This window comes from Paraburkholderia humisilvae (assembly GCF_902859855.1).
GTDB classification, from domain to species: domain Bacteria; phylum Pseudomonadota; class Gammaproteobacteria; order Burkholderiales; family Burkholderiaceae; genus Paraburkholderia; species Paraburkholderia humisilvae.
Map to the genome: position 1 here is coordinate 118,486 of NZ_CADIKH010000019.1, position 15,008 is coordinate 133,493.

General features: G+C 61.0%; 17 protein-coding genes. 10 read left to right on the forward strand and 7 right to left on the reverse strand.

Annotated elements, in window-relative coordinates; all coding sequences use genetic code 11:
- Positions 1-87: 87 nt before the first annotated feature.
- Positions 88-486, reverse strand: a complete 399-nt coding sequence (locus HV796_RS21000) for a hypothetical protein (RefSeq protein ID WP_175228430.1) — start codon at positions 484-486, stop codon at positions 88-90.
- Between the two features lie 302 nt (positions 487-788).
- On the opposite strand from HV796_RS21000, the gene HV796_RS21005 reads away from it, so the two are divergent.
- Positions 789-1,844 (forward strand): aldo/keto reductase, encoded by a 1,056-nt coding sequence (locus HV796_RS21005; protein ID WP_175228431.1) that lies wholly within the window; start codon positions 789-791, stop codon positions 1,842-1,844.
- 83 nt (positions 1,845-1,927) lie between these two features.
- Here HV796_RS21005 and HV796_RS21010 read toward each other — a convergent pair whose 3' ends face one another.
- Positions 1,928-2,899, reverse strand: a complete 972-nt coding sequence (locus HV796_RS21010; RefSeq protein ID WP_175228432.1) for a D-2-hydroxyacid dehydrogenase family protein — start codon at positions 2,897-2,899, stop codon at positions 1,928-1,930.
- A gap of 305 nt (positions 2,900-3,204) precedes the next feature.
- On the opposite strand from HV796_RS21010, the gene HV796_RS21015 reads away from it, so the two are divergent.
- Both HV796_RS21015 and HV796_RS21020 read left to right on the forward strand, forming a co-directional pair.
- Positions 3,205-3,927 (forward strand): MFS transporter, encoded by a 723-nt coding sequence (locus tag HV796_RS21015; RefSeq protein WP_217477961.1) that lies wholly within the window; start codon positions 3,205-3,207, stop codon positions 3,925-3,927.
- Positions 3,928-4,821: an amidohydrolase family protein gene (locus HV796_RS21020; protein ID WP_246355961.1), complete on the forward strand. Its 894-nt coding sequence runs from the start codon at positions 3,928-3,930 to the stop codon at positions 4,819-4,821.
- Between the two features lie 11 nt (positions 4,822-4,832).
- Here HV796_RS21020 and HV796_RS21025 read toward each other — a convergent pair whose 3' ends face one another.
- Positions 4,833-5,093 carry a hypothetical protein gene (locus HV796_RS21025; RefSeq protein ID WP_175228433.1) on the reverse strand — a complete coding sequence of 87 codons (261 nt, stop codon included), beginning with the start codon at positions 5,091-5,093 and terminating at the stop codon, positions 4,833-4,835.
- Positions 5,094-5,293: 200 nt separating this feature from the next.
- Here HV796_RS21025 and HV796_RS21030 point away from each other — a divergent pair, with 200 nt between their 5' ends.
- Positions 5,294-5,926, forward strand: coding sequence for a TetR/AcrR family transcriptional regulator (locus tag HV796_RS21030; protein ID WP_175228434.1), 633 nt, complete (start codon positions 5,294-5,296; stop codon positions 5,924-5,926).
- Between the two features lie 34 nt (positions 5,927-5,960).
- Here the strand turns inward: HV796_RS21030 and HV796_RS21035 are convergent, their stop codons facing one another.
- A complete protein-coding gene (locus tag HV796_RS21035) occupies positions 5,961-6,701 on the reverse strand; it encodes an SDR family oxidoreductase (RefSeq protein WP_175228435.1) in 741 nt (246 codons plus the stop codon).
- A gap of 176 nt (positions 6,702-6,877) precedes the next feature.
- Positions 6,878-7,651: an alpha/beta fold hydrolase gene (locus HV796_RS21040; RefSeq protein ID WP_175228436.1), complete on the reverse strand. Its 774-nt coding sequence runs from the start codon at positions 7,649-7,651 to the stop codon at positions 6,878-6,880.
- 190 nt (positions 7,652-7,841) lie between these two features.
- Here HV796_RS21040 and HV796_RS21045 point away from each other — a divergent pair, with 190 nt between their 5' ends.
- Positions 7,842-8,552: an SDR family NAD(P)-dependent oxidoreductase gene (locus HV796_RS21045; protein ID WP_175228437.1), complete on the forward strand. Its 711-nt coding sequence runs from the start codon at positions 7,842-7,844 to the stop codon at positions 8,550-8,552.
- A gap of 104 nt (positions 8,553-8,656) precedes the next feature.
- On the opposite strand, the gene HV796_RS21050 is transcribed toward HV796_RS21045, so the two are convergent.
- Positions 8,657-9,274 (reverse strand): cysteine hydrolase family protein, encoded by a 618-nt coding sequence (locus tag HV796_RS21050; protein WP_175228438.1) that lies wholly within the window; start codon positions 9,272-9,274, stop codon positions 8,657-8,659.
- Positions 9,275-9,418: 144 nt separating this feature from the next.
- Positions 9,419-10,381 (reverse strand): GlxA family transcriptional regulator, encoded by a 963-nt coding sequence (locus tag HV796_RS21055; protein WP_175228439.1) that lies wholly within the window; start codon positions 10,379-10,381, stop codon positions 9,419-9,421.
- Positions 10,382-10,632: 251 nt separating this feature from the next.
- Between HV796_RS21055 and HV796_RS21060 the strand changes: the two genes are divergently transcribed.
- The 5 genes from HV796_RS21060 to HV796_RS21080 all read left to right on the forward strand — a co-directional run bounded on the left by HV796_RS21060 (position 10,633) and on the right by HV796_RS21080 (position 14,916).
- A complete protein-coding gene (locus HV796_RS21060) occupies positions 10,633-11,562 on the forward strand; it encodes a hypothetical protein (protein ID WP_217477962.1) in 930 nt (309 codons plus the stop codon).
- Positions 11,563-11,869: 307 nt separating this feature from the next.
- A complete protein-coding gene (locus tag HV796_RS21065) occupies positions 11,870-12,706 on the forward strand; it encodes an ABC transporter substrate-binding protein (RefSeq protein ID WP_175228441.1) in 837 nt (278 codons plus the stop codon).
- Positions 12,707-12,769: 63 nt separating this feature from the next.
- Positions 12,770-13,486, forward strand: a complete 717-nt coding sequence (locus HV796_RS21070; protein WP_175228442.1) for an amino acid ABC transporter permease — start codon at positions 12,770-12,772, stop codon at positions 13,484-13,486.
- A 30-nt stretch (positions 13,487-13,516) separates the two neighbouring features.
- Complete coding sequence (locus tag HV796_RS21075) at positions 13,517-14,167, forward strand: amino acid ABC transporter permease (protein WP_175228443.1); 651 nt, start codon at positions 13,517-13,519, stop codon at positions 14,165-14,167.
- Entirely contained in the window at positions 14,164-14,916 is a 753-nt protein-coding gene (locus HV796_RS21080) for an amino acid ABC transporter ATP-binding protein (protein ID WP_175228444.1), read from the forward strand. Before HV796_RS21075 ends, HV796_RS21080 begins: the two co-directional genes overlap by 4 nt.
- The last annotated feature ends 92 nt before the right edge of the window (positions 14,917-15,008 follow it).

Below are 15,008 nucleotides of genomic sequence, written 5' to 3' on the forward strand. Positions count from 1 at the left end.
CCAGACGTCAGAATGGCTGCCGCGTCGCGTCAGTTGAATAACGGCGGCACGTGGAACAGAACGAAGGTTCGGCGAAGGCTCGTTGTTCTATTGCAGTCGCAATCCGGAAAGGTCGCTGCCTTTGGCAAGACCGGTTGCCAGCGCGAGCACCTCTGTCATGTGCGCCGCTTGCGAGCGGTGCAGCTGAAAGGACAACTCCGCGCCCCCGGGCAACCGGAACGTAAAAATCAAATAGGGCTTCCCGCCCGCATCCTTACCGAGCGCCCACGCTTCGCAGGGCATCGCGAACTTGACGCTCTTCTTCTTGCTCCGAATACGCTCGGACGAACCGATCGCATTCGACAGTGCCGCCAGCAGTTCATGCATGACCGAGCAATGCAACGCGATGCGATCGGGCTGATTGCTGTTCAGGATCAGATACTGACCATCCGCTGTCAGCTCGAACCCCTTGAACGAATCGATCGCAACAGCGGAGGGCGGGGTCATATGGTCACTCCATGACGAAACCAGACCACGAGGTTAGGTCAGATCGATGCGATTCATGTTACCTGCGGGTTACTGCATATTTCTTCCAAATAGGCGATCGATCGACTGGGTGCATCTCACTCAATTGCAAGCATCGCTGCAATCTGCGTGCAATCTGCGCACGCCTTCGATGCGCGTTTAAAGGGCTCTCGCGCATTACGTTTGCTTAAAAGCGCATGCTGCGAACTTCAATTCGTTTGTCGAATAAAGCTGCTAGTATCAGCGCGCTTCGATACGGTCCATTTATTCGCAAACACCACGTCATGAAAGACTTCGACACCTCCCCCGAATTTCCCGCGATACCGTCAAGGCGTGACTTTCTGATGAAGGCCGGCGTTGCATCGCTGGCAGCCGGCACCAGTTCGGTGCTTCCACGCACCGTGCTCGCCGCCGACGCGCCGGCTGACATCATCACGAAGAAGATTCCGCGTTCCGGCGAAGTGGTGCCGGCAATCGGCATGGGCTCGTTCATGACATTCGACGTGTTGCCGGGCTCGCCACGCGATCACTTGCGTGAAGTGTTAAAGCGTTTTTATCAGGGAGGCGGGCGTATCGTCGACACGTCGCCGCTATATGGTGAATCGGAAGTGAACGTCGGCGACCTGACCAACGGGCTTGGCATTGCCGAGCAGCTATTCTTTACCGACAAGATGTGGGTGACCGGAGAGTATCTGACCGACACCAGCCTCGCACGCAAGAGCCTCGATCAGTCGATGCGCCGCTTGTGGCGCAACAAGCTCGACGTCGTGCAGGTGCATAGCCTGACGAACGTCGAGATCATGGTGCCTTACCTGAATGAAATGAAAGCGCAGGGGCGCATCCGCTATGTCGGCGTGACACATCACGACCTGCACTATTTTGAACCGCTCGCGTGGTGGGTCGAGAACGGTCCCGTCGATTTCGTGCAGGTGCATTATTCGATCGCGACGCGTCCCGCGGAGAATCGCATTTTGCGCGCCGCGCAGGATCGCGGCATCGCGGTGATGCTCAATATGCCGCTCGAGAAAGCGCGTCTGCACAAGATTGTCGAGGGCCGGCCGCTGCCGGATTTCGCGAAGGAGTTCGGTGCGGCGAACTGGTCGCAATTCTTCCTGAAGTGGGCCATCGCGCATCCGGCCGTGACTTGTGCGTTACCGGCCACGACCAACCCTGATCATATGACCGAGAACATCGGCGCATTGCGTGGCCCGCTGCCTGACGAGGCCATGCGCGCGCGGATGGTGCGCTATATGGAGACCATTCCGAACTTCGATCGCGTGAACGATATGCCGTGGTATCCGGGCAAATCGTTTCATGGGCTCGTACAGTTGCACACGTAACGCGCGTCTGACGCAAACGAGGCCGCCATCATGCGGCCTCGAAGCGGCGTGGTTTCGCTAAACGTCGTGTCGTGTCGCGCCGGTCAGGAAGCCTCCAATTCGCGAATCGGTTTGCCCGCGAGCCACGCGCGAATCCCTTCGACGATCTGCGGATAGGCGCCGCGATACGTGTTCTCAGTCACATAACCGATATGCGGCGTAGCGAGCACGTTCGGTAGAAAGCGGTACGGATGCGCCGGCGGCAAAGGCTCTTCATCGAATACGTCGAGTGCGGCGCCGGCAATGCGCCGCGTCTGCAACGCTTCGATCAAGGCCGGCTCGGATACGATCGGGCCGCGTGACGTGTTGATCAGATAGGCGGTCGGCTTCATCGTGGCTAACTCAGCCGCGCCGACGAGGCCGCGCGAGCGGTCGCCAAGCTTCAGATGTATCGACACCACATCCGCTTCGCGGAATAGCGCTGTTTTGTCTACGTGCCGCGCGCCGGCTTGTGCGGCGCGTTCCGCCGTCAGGTTCGGGCTCCACGCAATCACATTCATGCCGAAGGCGGTGCCGAAGCGCGCCACCTGCGCTCCGATCTTGCCGAGTCCGAGCAAGCCGAGCGTCTTGCCATTCACGTCGACGCCAACACCGGTCTGCCAGCCGCCTGCGCGTACCGATGCCGACTCCCGATGCAGGTTTCGGGTAATCGCGAGAATCAGGCCCCAGGTCAGCGCCGGCGTCGCCGCGGATTCACTCGCGTCGGTGCCCGATACGATAATGCCGCGCGCTTTTGCCGCGTGCAGATCAATGGCGGCATTCCACATGCCGACCGTGACGATCAGCTTCAATCGCGGCAAGCTTGCGATCAGGTCCGCGTCGAACGCGGTGCGTTCCCGCATCAGCACGATGACATCGTACGGTGCGAGGCGCGCGACGAGCGCATCGCGATCGGCGACGTGATCATGGAAAAACACCGTATCCGCTTGTGGCCGCATGCTCATCCAATCGGCGAGTGTGGCGGCGATCTGCTGATAGTCATCAAGCACGGCGATATTGATCGCAGCGGTAGTCATTGAAATGATCTCCATGTTTGAACTGGGCACAGACGGTACATCCTTGCCGCAAGGCTTTCGGATGACCGACGGGGTAAAGACGAGCGGGTCGTGGAGGACACGGCAGCGACCCAATGGAGCATTGCGGCAGCCGACAATATTATTGACAACATTGACACTGATCCGCAGGCTAAAGTCGTCATACAATAAGACAGAGACTTGATTTGCGCAACTGGCTCAAACGACTGACTCAAACGATCGAGTTACGCAACCGGCTTACGCAACTCGACCGACCGGAACACGCATTCACTGCCACGACAAGCGCAGTGGCGCTTCCGGCACAGCGTTTCCTGAGCGAGACGGAGGAGACAAGCGGATGGCGCATCTTCGAAGCAGAGGACAGGAGGCGACAGCGGATGCCCGGCGCACAACGGGCGCAACGACCGTCGTTCTTCGAGATATTCAGCGGGCCGCAGTTGCGCACGACGGTGCTCGGCGCGATCTTCGTGATGGGCTGTCAAGGCGGCTACTACGCGATCTCCACATGGATTCCGACCTTCCTGAAAACCGAGCGGCATTTGAGCGTGATCAATTCGACCGGCTATCTGGGTTTTCTGATTGCCGGCAGCATCGCGGGTTATCTCACGGGGGCGTGGATATCCGACCGTTTCGGCCGCAAGACGTTATTCGTGTCGTTCGCGGTGGTTGCGATCGTCTCGGTGCTTGCCTATACACAGCTCACGATCAGCAATGACGTGATGCTATGGCTGGGCTTTCCGCTCGGGTTCTTCGGAAGCGGCTATCTGGCCGGTGTCGGTCCATTTTTGACAGAGCTGTATTCAACGCGTTTGCGCGGGTCCGGTCAGGGCTTCTGCTACAACTTCGGGCGCGGCATGGGTGCGCTGTTTCCGACGCTGGTTGGCGTGTTCTCGAAGCATTTTGGACTGGCCACCGCGATTGCGATTTTCACGGTACTCGCTTATGCGCTAATGCTGGCGAGCATCACGTTGTTGCCCGAAACCCGAGGTATTGCATTGGAGGACGTTTGAGTGACTGCAGCCAATAGTAATCGTGACGCGCCGCTTTGCCTTGCACCGCCTGCGCAGCAGAGCGGACCGACTGCTTTTACGATGCCGGCCGGGGCGGTCGATACGCATGCGCATGTCATCGGCGAGCCGCCGCTATATCCGTGGATGCCGGACCGCGCGTATACGCCTGTGCCGGCGCCGGCCGACGCGTACTTGAGGATGCTCGACGATACCGGTTCGACATATGGCGTGCTGGTTCAGGTCAGCGTGCACGGCCAGGACAATACGTTGATGCTCGAGACGTTGCGCGCGAATCGGGCGCGCTTGAAGGGGGTGGTCGTGCCGACGCTCAGGCTCGCGGACGCGGCATACCAGGCGATGGTCGATGCCGGTGCGGTCGGCATGCGCATCAATGTGCTGTTCGGCGGCGGCGGGATCACGTTTGCACAACTCGACGACTACGATGCACTCGCGCGGGACTGGGGCTGGCACATTCAGTTTTTGCTCGATGCACGCGATCTGCCCGAGCTCGGACCACGCCTGTCGAAACTGCGTTCACCGATCGTAGTCGACCATATGGGGCATTTGCCGATTTCAGCCGGGGTGCGGTCGAACGGCTTTCAGCGGCTCGTCGGACTGGTGCGCGATGGCGCGTGGGTCAAGCTATCGGGCGCTTACAGGCTCAGTGCCGAAGCGCCGCTGTATCAGGACACGATCGGCTATGCGCAAGCACTCGCGGACGCCGCGCCAACTCGTTGCGTCTGGGGTTCGGACTGGCCGCACGTCGCGCAATGGAACACGATGCCGACCGTCAGCCAACTGCTCGACACGCTCGCGCTATGGGTGCCCGACGCGGTATTGCGCAATCAGATTCTCACGACGAACGCCCATACGCTCTACGGATTTCAGCCATAGCGCCTGGCTTGCTAGTTGACTGACACCGTGTCGACCGCCGGCACCGTGGTGAGCACGTTGGCCGGCAGACGCTGCACCTCCTTCTTTGAAACCGCGCCGACGAACTTCCAGCCGGCCGGCAGCTTCACAAACGCGTACCCGGTCGGCTGGTCGACGAATACCGCGTAGAGGGGCGCCGAGTCGTGCGAGACGGCTGGCGCTGGCGTCTGCGCGCGGGCGGCAAGCGGACTCGCAAGCAGCATGACGGCGACCATTGAAAGGGGGGCTTTCATCTGAAACTCCTTTAGCTGACAATGCCTGCGCCGCGCACGAACATGATGTTCCGTTTTGCAGAACACCGTGTTCGGCGTGCGCGAAGACCATTTGTGTATTGGTTAATACATATTTGACCATCCATCGCGACCGATGTCCAGTGATTTCTGTTAAGATCGATACATAATTTAATCAGCGAACCTGCAACGGGAGACGCGACATGGCCGGCATTGAGCAGCGGCGCGAGCCCAGACCGCGCGGCAGACCGCGGGAATTCGACCGGCGCGCGGCATTGCGCAGCGCGATGGAGACTTTCTGGCTGAGGGGGTTCGACGCATGCTCGATCAGCGAGCTCGGCGATGCGATGGGCATCAATCCACCGAGCCTGTATGCCGCATTCGGCAGCAAAGAGGCGCTGTTTCGCGAAGCGGTCGAACTCTATGTCGATGCGGAGGGTGGGGCTGCGATGCGGCAATTGCACGCGCACGAATCAGTACGCGACGGTTTGCGCGCGATGTTTCGAACCAGCGCCGAACTCTTTACGGGCAAACGCCCGGCCAAAGGATGCATGATCTTTCTTGGCGGCATGAGCGTCAGCGCCGAGCATGAGGACTTGCGCGCGTATTTGCGCTCGTTGAGGCGCAAGGCGTCGACGGCGATCGCCGAACGCTTCACGCAGGCAAAGATGGGTGGCGAGCTTGCCGCCGATGCGGATCCGAAGGCGCTCGCGAGCCTGTGCATCACGGTGTTCGCGGGCCTGTCTGTCGAAGCGGCGGACGGCGTGCGACGCGCCGTCCTGTTCGATGCGATTGATCAGTTTATCGATGGATTGCCGTGGCGCAAGCGTGCCTGAAGAAGCTCAGGCAGCTTGCGCCCGCGGTGCGCGGTTACGCGAACCCGCCATTGGCCCGCAGAATCTGCCCGTTTATCCATGCGCCATCCGGACCGGCGAGAAATGAAACGGCGCTCGCGATGTCGTCGGGCGTACCGAGGCGTTCGAGCGGCGCCAGTTCGGCAAAGGTTTTGATCTGCTGCTCGGTCTTGCCCTTCAGGAACAATTCGGTGCCCACCGGGCCGGGCGCGATGCAGTTGACCGTAATGCTGCGTCCACGCAGTTCGTTGGCCAGCACGCGCACGAGCCCCTCCACCCCCGATTTCGATGCGATATACGCACCGTAATTCGGAAACGACTTGCCCAGTACGCTGCTCGAGAACGCGATAATGCGTCCGCCGCTGCCAAGCGCGTTAGCGGCCGCCGAAAATATCAGGAAGCTGCCGCGCAGATTGGTCGCGATCACCCGGTCGAATGTTTCGACGTCACCAGCCGCGATCGGCCCAAGCGGCATGATGCCGGCGCAATTCACGACCACGTCGACGCGTCCGAGGGTTTCGCGCGTGCTGCCGAACAGATGGGCCACGTCGTCGGTTTTCGCTACATCGGCTTTTATCGCAATCGCACGGCGCCCGAGTTTCTTCACATCTGACACGAGCGCGTCGGCCGCGTCGGAGTGGCCTGAGTAAGTCACGGTGATGTCGAAGCCGTCGCGGGCAAGGCGCGCGGCAACCGCACCGCCGATGCCACCCGATGCGCCGGTCACAATTGCAACCCGATTGGAAGTATCGGTCATCTGGATTCTCCTTTCATACACGTTGTCGAAGTAATGAATGTGATTTTAGACATCCTGTGTGAATGAACCAATACAGTTCGGTATCCGATTGTTATCGATGCACGTTCGTTTTTGAATGGGTGTGGCATAAAAGTTAAAGTACGATTTTTTATGCCATTGTTTCGCGACACGCGTGCTTAGGCGGCACGTGTCGCGAGACGCACCAGCAGGTCGGCGAGCAGATCCGGGTGGAGCACCATCGCGTCGTGGCCCGACGCGAGTTCTTCCCAATCCCAGCCGGGCAGCGAGCGTATCCGCTCGCGGATCGGCGCCAGCGCCTCGTACGAGGGCTGTACGCAATGCACATAGGTGCGCGGCAAGCCGTTGCCTAACGGATTTCGCAGTACCAGCGGGGTGCGGTAAGTGGCGAGTGGATGCGGCGTCAAACGGCGGCGCACCCAGTCCGCACGCGGGTGATCTTCAGGGATGCCCATCGCGCCGAGGTTCGGCACCGGCATCGCGAGCGGTTGTCCACTCGCGGTGATCGCTTTTAACCGCGCTTCGACAATATCGCGCGGCAGGATATCCAGCGCGGCCTGGCCGTTTTCAACGAGCAGACTGTCGAGGAACACCAGTGAGCGCAGCGCGTTGGGGCGCCGGTCCGCGACACCGGCGGCGACCAGCCCGCCATAGCTGTGCCCGACGAGCACCACGTCTTCGAGTTCTTCCGCTTCGAGCAGGTTTTCGATATCGGTAATCGGCACGTCGAGCGACGTTGCCGCGCTGAGCAGATGGTGGCGCTCGCCTTGACCGGTCAGCGTCGGCGTGAACACGCGATGTCCTTGTGCGCGCAGCGAGTCGGCGACGAATCGCCAGCACCAGCCGCCATGCCACGCACCGTGAATCAGCACGAAGGTATGGCTCGGCTCGGAGATGGACGGCGCAGGTGACGACGGGGCTTCGGAGGGCATGGTGTGTGCTCCATTCCGCACGCTTGTTGCGACGTGGTTTGGACGGGTAAGACCGTGATTCGCAGATGCTATCCGTATCGTGCACGCTGACACGTACGAGGACAAGGGGGCGGCGTTATGATGCCTCGTCGGCATGCGTGCCTTTTGCATTAGCGGCGCGTCTCGTGTCCCGTCACAGGAGGGCTGGCCCATGAATCACCTGCAAGGAAAGATCGTCGCCGTAACCGGCGCCTTCGGCGCGCTGGGTTTCGTCACAGCGCGGGTGCTGGCCGCGCGCGGCGCACAGGTCGCGCTGATCGGCCGCGGCGCGGCGCCTGCATCGGCAGCGCTGCCGGCGGAACTGGCGCAGGCGTGCGTCGTCGATCGCGTGGATCTCACCGATCCGCGGGCTGCGCAAGATGCGATCGCAACCATCACAAGCCGCTTTAATGGTTTGCATGCGCTCGTCAACATCGCCGGCGCGTTCCGCTGGGAGACGGTTTCGGACGGCAGCGCGGACAGCTGGGACCGGATGTTCAGCGCCAACGTGAAGACGACGCTCAATGCATCGAAGGCGGCGCTTGCGCATCTGACGGCCGCCGGCGGCAGCGGCCGGATCGTCAATATCGGCGCGATGGCCGCGTTGAAGGCGGGGGCCGGCATGGGCGCGTATGCGGCATCGAAGTCGGCGGTGATGCGTTTGACCGAGGCGCTCGCCGAAGAGCTGAAGGATAAGGGCGTGACCGTGAACGCTATTCTGCCGTCGATCATCGATACGCCGCAGAATCGCGCCGATATGCCCAATGCGGATTTCTCGCGCTGGGCCACGCCTGAACAGATCGCGAATGTGATTGCGTTTCTGTTGTCGCCGGAGGCGCAAGGCATCACGGGCGCGCTGGTTCCGGTGGCCGCGCGTGTTTGATGTTGTGTTTGATCCGATAGGGCGCGCGCGTGTTGCGCTGTGCTTCACGCGCGCGGCCGCCTGCCAGGACGGCGAGTGAAGATTGTGACGTATTGGGTTTTCCGTTAACGCGTCTTGCTCGACAACGAAAGCAGCGCATCCGTCGTCATCACGTCGCCGAACGTGTCCGCGATCGAGACGAGCGCCGCGCGGTGCAACGCTTTGTTCGTGACCGTGTCGTGGTCGCCCAGATCGAGATCTCGCGTGGCGCATGCATCGTCTGCGACGATCACGTTATAGCCGAGCGGCGCCGCGTCGCGTGCGGCGCCGGCGACGCACGCATGCGTCATCAGGCCGGCAATGATCAGCGTATCGATGCCTTTTTTCCGCAGGCGCTCGTTGAGATCGGTGGTCGGAAAGACGCTCACCGAGGTCTTTTGCACGAGCTGATGATGAGCGGCGGGCTGGATGTCGGCGTGGATCTGCGAGGTGGCGCTGTCTTCGGCGAAGATCGGGCTGCCCGCCGGCGTGACGTGCTGCACGTGGAACACGGCGATACCGTCAGCGTCGGCGCGTTCGATCAGCCGCCGGGTGTTCGCCAGCGCCTGCTTGCCGTCCGGAATCGGCAGCTTGCCGTCGAAATACTCGTTCTGGAAGTCAATCACCAGCAGCGCGGTCTTCGCTGGGTCGATCGCCTGTGGCGCGGTGGCGCCGGCAAGCGTCCGGATGGTCGGGTGTTGCATCGTGTGATCTCCCTGCTTCGGTGGAATGTGCACCGATTTTGAGGAGTATCCGCCGCTACGGAAAGGGGCCCGCATGACAGCGCGTGATGAAATCGGGCCAATCTGTTGCCTGACGCGGCGGGTCGCGCCGCATGGGCGAAGCGTTCACGACGGAAGCCGGGACTGGAACTGTTTGCGGTATGCCGCGGGCGCGATGGAGAAGGCCTGCGTAAAGTGCTGGCGGAACGTCACCGTCGACGAAAACCCCGCTGTTTCCGCGACGACGTCAATCGAACAGTTTCCTGTTTCGAGAAGACGCTGCGCCCGTTGCAGGCGATGATTCAGCAACCACTGAGTCAAGGTCGTGCCGGTCTTCTTGCGAAAGTGCCGGGTAAAGCTACGCACACTCATGCGCGCACGAGCTGCGAGGCTCTCCAGGCAGTGAGATTCGTCGAGATGTTCAAGCGTCCATGCCAGCGTCGTGGATAGCGGATCGCGGCCATCCGATTGCGGCAGTGGCTTCTCGATGTATTGCGCCTGCCCGCCGTGGCGATGAGGGGCGACGACGAGCCGCCGCGCGACGCGGTTGGCGATCTCGGCGCCATGATCGCGGCGCACGAGATGCAGGCAGCAGTCGATTGCGGCGGCCGTTCCCGCTGACGTCAGAATGTTGCCGTCTTCCACATACAGCGCTTTCTGATCCAGCTTGACTCGCGGATAGGCCGCTTTGAATTCTTCCGCCCACGCCCAATGCGTCGATGCTTTTCGTCCGTCGAGCAAGCCTGCTTCTGCCAGCACGAATGAACCGAGGCATAAGCCCACCACGCGGCAGCCGCGCGCATGCGCCGCGCGTAGCGCGGTCAGCAACGCGTCAGAGGGAGGCTGGGTGGTATCGCGCCAGGCCGGCATGATGACCGTATGCGCGCTTTCCAGCGCGGTGAGATCCCGGCGGATCGCGATATCGAAATCCGACATGGTCGGGATCGGGCCGGGCTTTTCCGCACACAGAACGACGTTGTAGCGAGGAACACCCAGCTTGAGCAGGTCGTCTCCGAAAACGACGCAGGGGACTGACAGATGAAACGCGCTAATCCCTTCGTAAGCGATGACCGCAATGGTGTGTGACACGCAATCTTCCTCAACAGCTCAAAAAGATTGGCCTGATCCTATCACAGGATGTCCGCCAGACTGCTTATGGATTGCCGCGAAATATCTGATGCTGCAGCCGCGAGAGATGAGGTTAATCGATCGACTTATATCGAAATAATTTCATCGTCTCGCGTACGTCTGGATGTATCGCTCAGGGGCAGCTTGTTATTTTTAGGACTATGAAGAAAATGGAAATTCAGGAAAAACGGATCAATAAACACGATTTGAAAATGGTTTCTTTCGAATCGGATCCGCTGGTTCGTAGCCGAAACGCAGTGATTGCGATCGACACCGCGATGCAGGACAGCTATGCAACGCTGAAAGCGGCGCTGCTGGCACATCTCGATCCGGTCATCATCGTCAACAATGACGACTGGGGTGGCACGTACACGCTGATTCACCATGGTGTGCGCGAAACACTCAGGCCGGTATCCGCCGTGTTCGAACTGGCCAAGTCGGTCAGCCATACACCGCTCGGGCTGTACGTCATCATCGCGCCGTACCTGGAGCAGCCCGAAGCGCAGGGGTGGGTGCCGGGTATCAAGGCGTTTCGAGTCGTGCTCCAGAAGGCGCTGGATAATCTGCAACGCACGGATCTGCCGCATGAAGGAAAAGTCGCGAGCCATCGTATTCTGATTAACGCGATTCGGTTTATCGATACTTCATTGGCCAATGGCCGTTTTAGCATCGAGAGCTTCGATGCGTTGACGGCCGGCGTCCATGACGATATCGCGACCAATATGCGCATTGCGGGCGAGGCGCAGGTGGACGGGGTCAGTGCTTTGCTGACCCGCTGGAAAGCGCAACTGGGCGAGAAAAACTGGAAGAATCTTTACGCGGTGGTGCTGTCGATGTGGACTACGATGATCGACAACCAGAATTCGATCATCATCCGGAAATTCATGAATCAGAAGCGGGTTGCCACTCATCTGATCGATATTTCGACCGCCGAAAAACCGGCTGACCCGATTCGCGTCGCACTCGACAATCTTGGCCGCATCGTGATGGACAATGTCGCGGCGGAGATGGTCTTCCCGACTGACAGAGTGCTCGCGGATTCGCTGAAGGGACCGCAGGACCTGCTGTCGAACGTCATCGAAAAGATACTGGTCTGTCCGCACGCGAACCGGCACGTACAGACCGCTGCCGCTGCGCTGTAAGTACCGGGTCCGCAACGCGTTGGTCGATGATCGGGTCGCCGTGGTCACGAACCCGGGAGACTGCGTTTCCGGTTGGCTGCGACGGCCCGCTGCGATGGTCCCTGCGACCACCCCGACACACTGACCAGGCGCCAGCCTCTCTCTCCGCGTTTTCCCGGTTGCGCGGAATTTCTGTCCGTGGAACACTCGCGGCCATCTGCTGTATCGGATTCGATTCCGGTATATCGGACGGCTTATCGGGCCGTTCAGGTTCGACGCAACTGCGCAGCATCGGTGAACATTCCTTCTCCAGACCGGGACGCCAACCATGAGCCTCGCCAAAGCACGCGTAAAACTCTTCTGCCTGTCCGCTCTTACCGGTTTGCTGGTGCTCGGCGCCTGCACGAAAGTCGACACGCCCGCGCAGAGCGCGGCGGCCGGTGATTCGGCGCTCAAGCAGGTGTTGCAGCGCGGCACGTTGCGCGTGGGCGATTGCCTGAGCTTTGCGCCGTTCGGTTTCTACGATCAGTCCGGCGCACCCGATGGCTACGACGTTGACCTTGCGAAAGAGCTCGCCAAACAATTGGGCGTGAAGCTGGAAATGGTCAATACGACGAGCGCGAACCGCATTCCGAACCTGCAGACCAGCAAGGTCGACGTCGTGTTCTGCAATTTCACACGCAATCTGGAGCGCGCGAAGGAGATCTCGTTCACGCACCCGTATGTGGTCGCCAGCGAGGCGTTGCTCGTGAAGAAGAGCAGCGGCATCACGTCGATCAAGGACATGTCGAACCGCACGATTGCGACGGTGAAGGGCTCGACGAACGGCGACGAGGTGCGCTCGCTGAACATGCAGGTCAAGATCCAGGAGTACGACAGCTCGCAGGCCGCGATTCTCGCGGTCAAGCAGGGCCAGGCCGACGCGATGATCGAGGACAACAACTTCCTCGCGTATCAGGCGAAGCTGGACCCTGAGCTGACGGTCACCGACGAAGCGCTGGTGCCGCTTGAATACAACGCGTTCGGCGTGAAGCAGGGCGATCAGGTGTGGCTCGACTATCTGAATCTGTTCCTGTTCCAGATCAACGCGTCGAAGCTGAACCAGCAGTTGTACAAGAAGTGGTTCGGCGTCGAGCCGCGCTATTCGCTGAACCCGCAGTTCTAACGCGTTGCGCGGCCCGTCGCCCGCGCGTTATCGCTTGCGCACCGGTTTGCGCACGGAGGAGCGATGAGCTATCAATGGATGACCCTCGCCGGTTATCTGAGCGATTTTGTTCATGCGGCATGGCTAACGCTGAGGGTCACGCTGCTCGCATTCGTGCTGGCGATGGCGCTCGGCCTGCTCGCGGCGCTGGCCGGTTCATCGCGCGCCGCGCCGCTGCGCTGGCTCGCGCGCATCTATATCGAGGCGATCCGCAACACGCCGGTGCTGCTGCAGATCTTTATCGTGTTCTTTGGCTTGCCGACGCTCGGCATTACGCTCGATGCGTTTACGGCCGGCGTGATCGCGCTCGGTGTCAATGTCGGTGCGTACCTCGCCGAAGTGTTTCGTGCCGGCATTCAATCGGTGCCGCGCGGGCAGCTGGAAGCGGCAACGATTCTCGGCCTCGAGCGTGCACAGATCTTTATCGACGTAGTGCTGCCCCAGGCTGCGCGCGCGGTCTATCCGGCGATCGTCAATAACCTGATCCAGCTGTTGCTCGGCACGTCGCTGCTATCGGCGATCGCGCTGCCGGAATTGAGCGGCACCGCGACCGTGATCAACTCACGCACGCTGCTCTATGTGCAGACCTTCACGATTACGCTGATCATCTATTTGCTGCTCAGCAACGGTCTTTCGTGGATCGCCGCGCAGATCGGCGCGCGGCTGTTTCATCCGCCGCTCGAACTGAAGAAACGCGCGCGCCGGCCGTTTTTCTTCGCACGCGAGGCGGACCGCACCTGAGCGCCACAGCACACCGGTAAGAGGCCGACGATGTCGAGCACATTGCTATTTTCCAGCCTGTCGATCCTGCTGCAAGGGTTGCTGGCCACGTTGCTGTTATCCGTCGCATCGATCGCGGGCGGCACGCTGATCGGCCTGTTCGCCGCGGTGCTGCGCTCGTTCGGCCCGCCCGGCACGCGCTTCCTGGCCAAGCTTTATACCGAGCTTTTTCGCGGCTCGCCGGTGCTGATCACGCTGCTCTTCATTTACTTCGGCGTGTCGTACTTCGGCTATGCGATCGATGTGTTCGCGGCGGGCGTCGTCGGCCTGAGCGTCTATCAGGGGGCGTATATCGCCGAAGTGTTCCGTTCCGGCATCGAGGCGGTGCCGAAAGGGCAGTGGGAAGTCTCGCAAATTCTGGGCTTGAGCAAGCTGCAGACGTTCTTTTCGGTGGTTCTGCCGCAGACCGGCAAGATCGTCTTGCCGCCGTTGATCGGCCAGTATCTGTCGCTGATCAAGGACACGTCGATTGTCAGCATGATTGGCATGTCGGAACTGATGCACGGCGGCCAGGCGATCGTCGACCGGATCGGCAAGCCGGTCGAGATTTACGGGCTCGTCGCCGTGCTGTATTTCATCGTGTGCTTTCCGCTGTCGCAGTGGGTGCGTCGTCATGATCGAAGAAGGAGCGTGCTGCAATGAACCGTGTCGTGACAGGCAAGCCGGTGATCAACCTGACCGGCGTCAGCAAGTCGTTCGGTGCGACCCAGGTGCTGCGCGATATCAACCTCGATGTGCAGCCCGGTGAAGTGCTGGTGCTGATTGGTGCATCGGGCTCCGGCAAAAGCACGGTGCTGCGCATCATGGCCGGGCTCGAAACCGCGGATGCCGGTGAGGTATGGGTCAACCACGTGCCACTGCATGATGCGCGGCGCGCGAAAGAAATTCGCGGCCACGTCGGGATGGTGTTTCAGCAGTTCAATCTGTTCCCGCATAAGAGTGCGCTCGGCAACGTGACGCTTGCGCTGATCAAGGCGCGCAAGATGAGCCCGGCCGATGCACGCAAGCGCGCGCTGGAAACGCTCGACCGTGTTGGCCTTGCCGATCGCGCGGAACACTATCCGAGCCAGCTGTCAGGTGGTCAGCAGCAGCGCGTCGCGATTGCGCGCGCGCTGGCCGTCGAGCCCGGCATCATGTTCTTCGACGAGGCGACCTCCGCACTCGATCCGGAACTGGTCGGCGAAGTGACCGAGGTGATGCGCGGGCTCGCGCGCGACGGGATGACGATGGTCGTCGTCACGCACGAGATGGGCTTTGCGCGCAAGACCGCGGACCGCGTCGTGTTTATGGATAAAGGCGTGATTGCGGAGCAGGGCGTGCCCGAGCAGATTTTCGTGAATCCGGGCAACGAGCGTACGCGCCAGTTTCTGCATCGGGTGCTCGACCATTGACCGCGAACCTGAACTCGAAGCCGGGCCGCCGCCGGGAGGGCGGCGCACGCACGGCCGCGTCGGCCACCGTTTCCGCCGCCGCTTCTGCATCC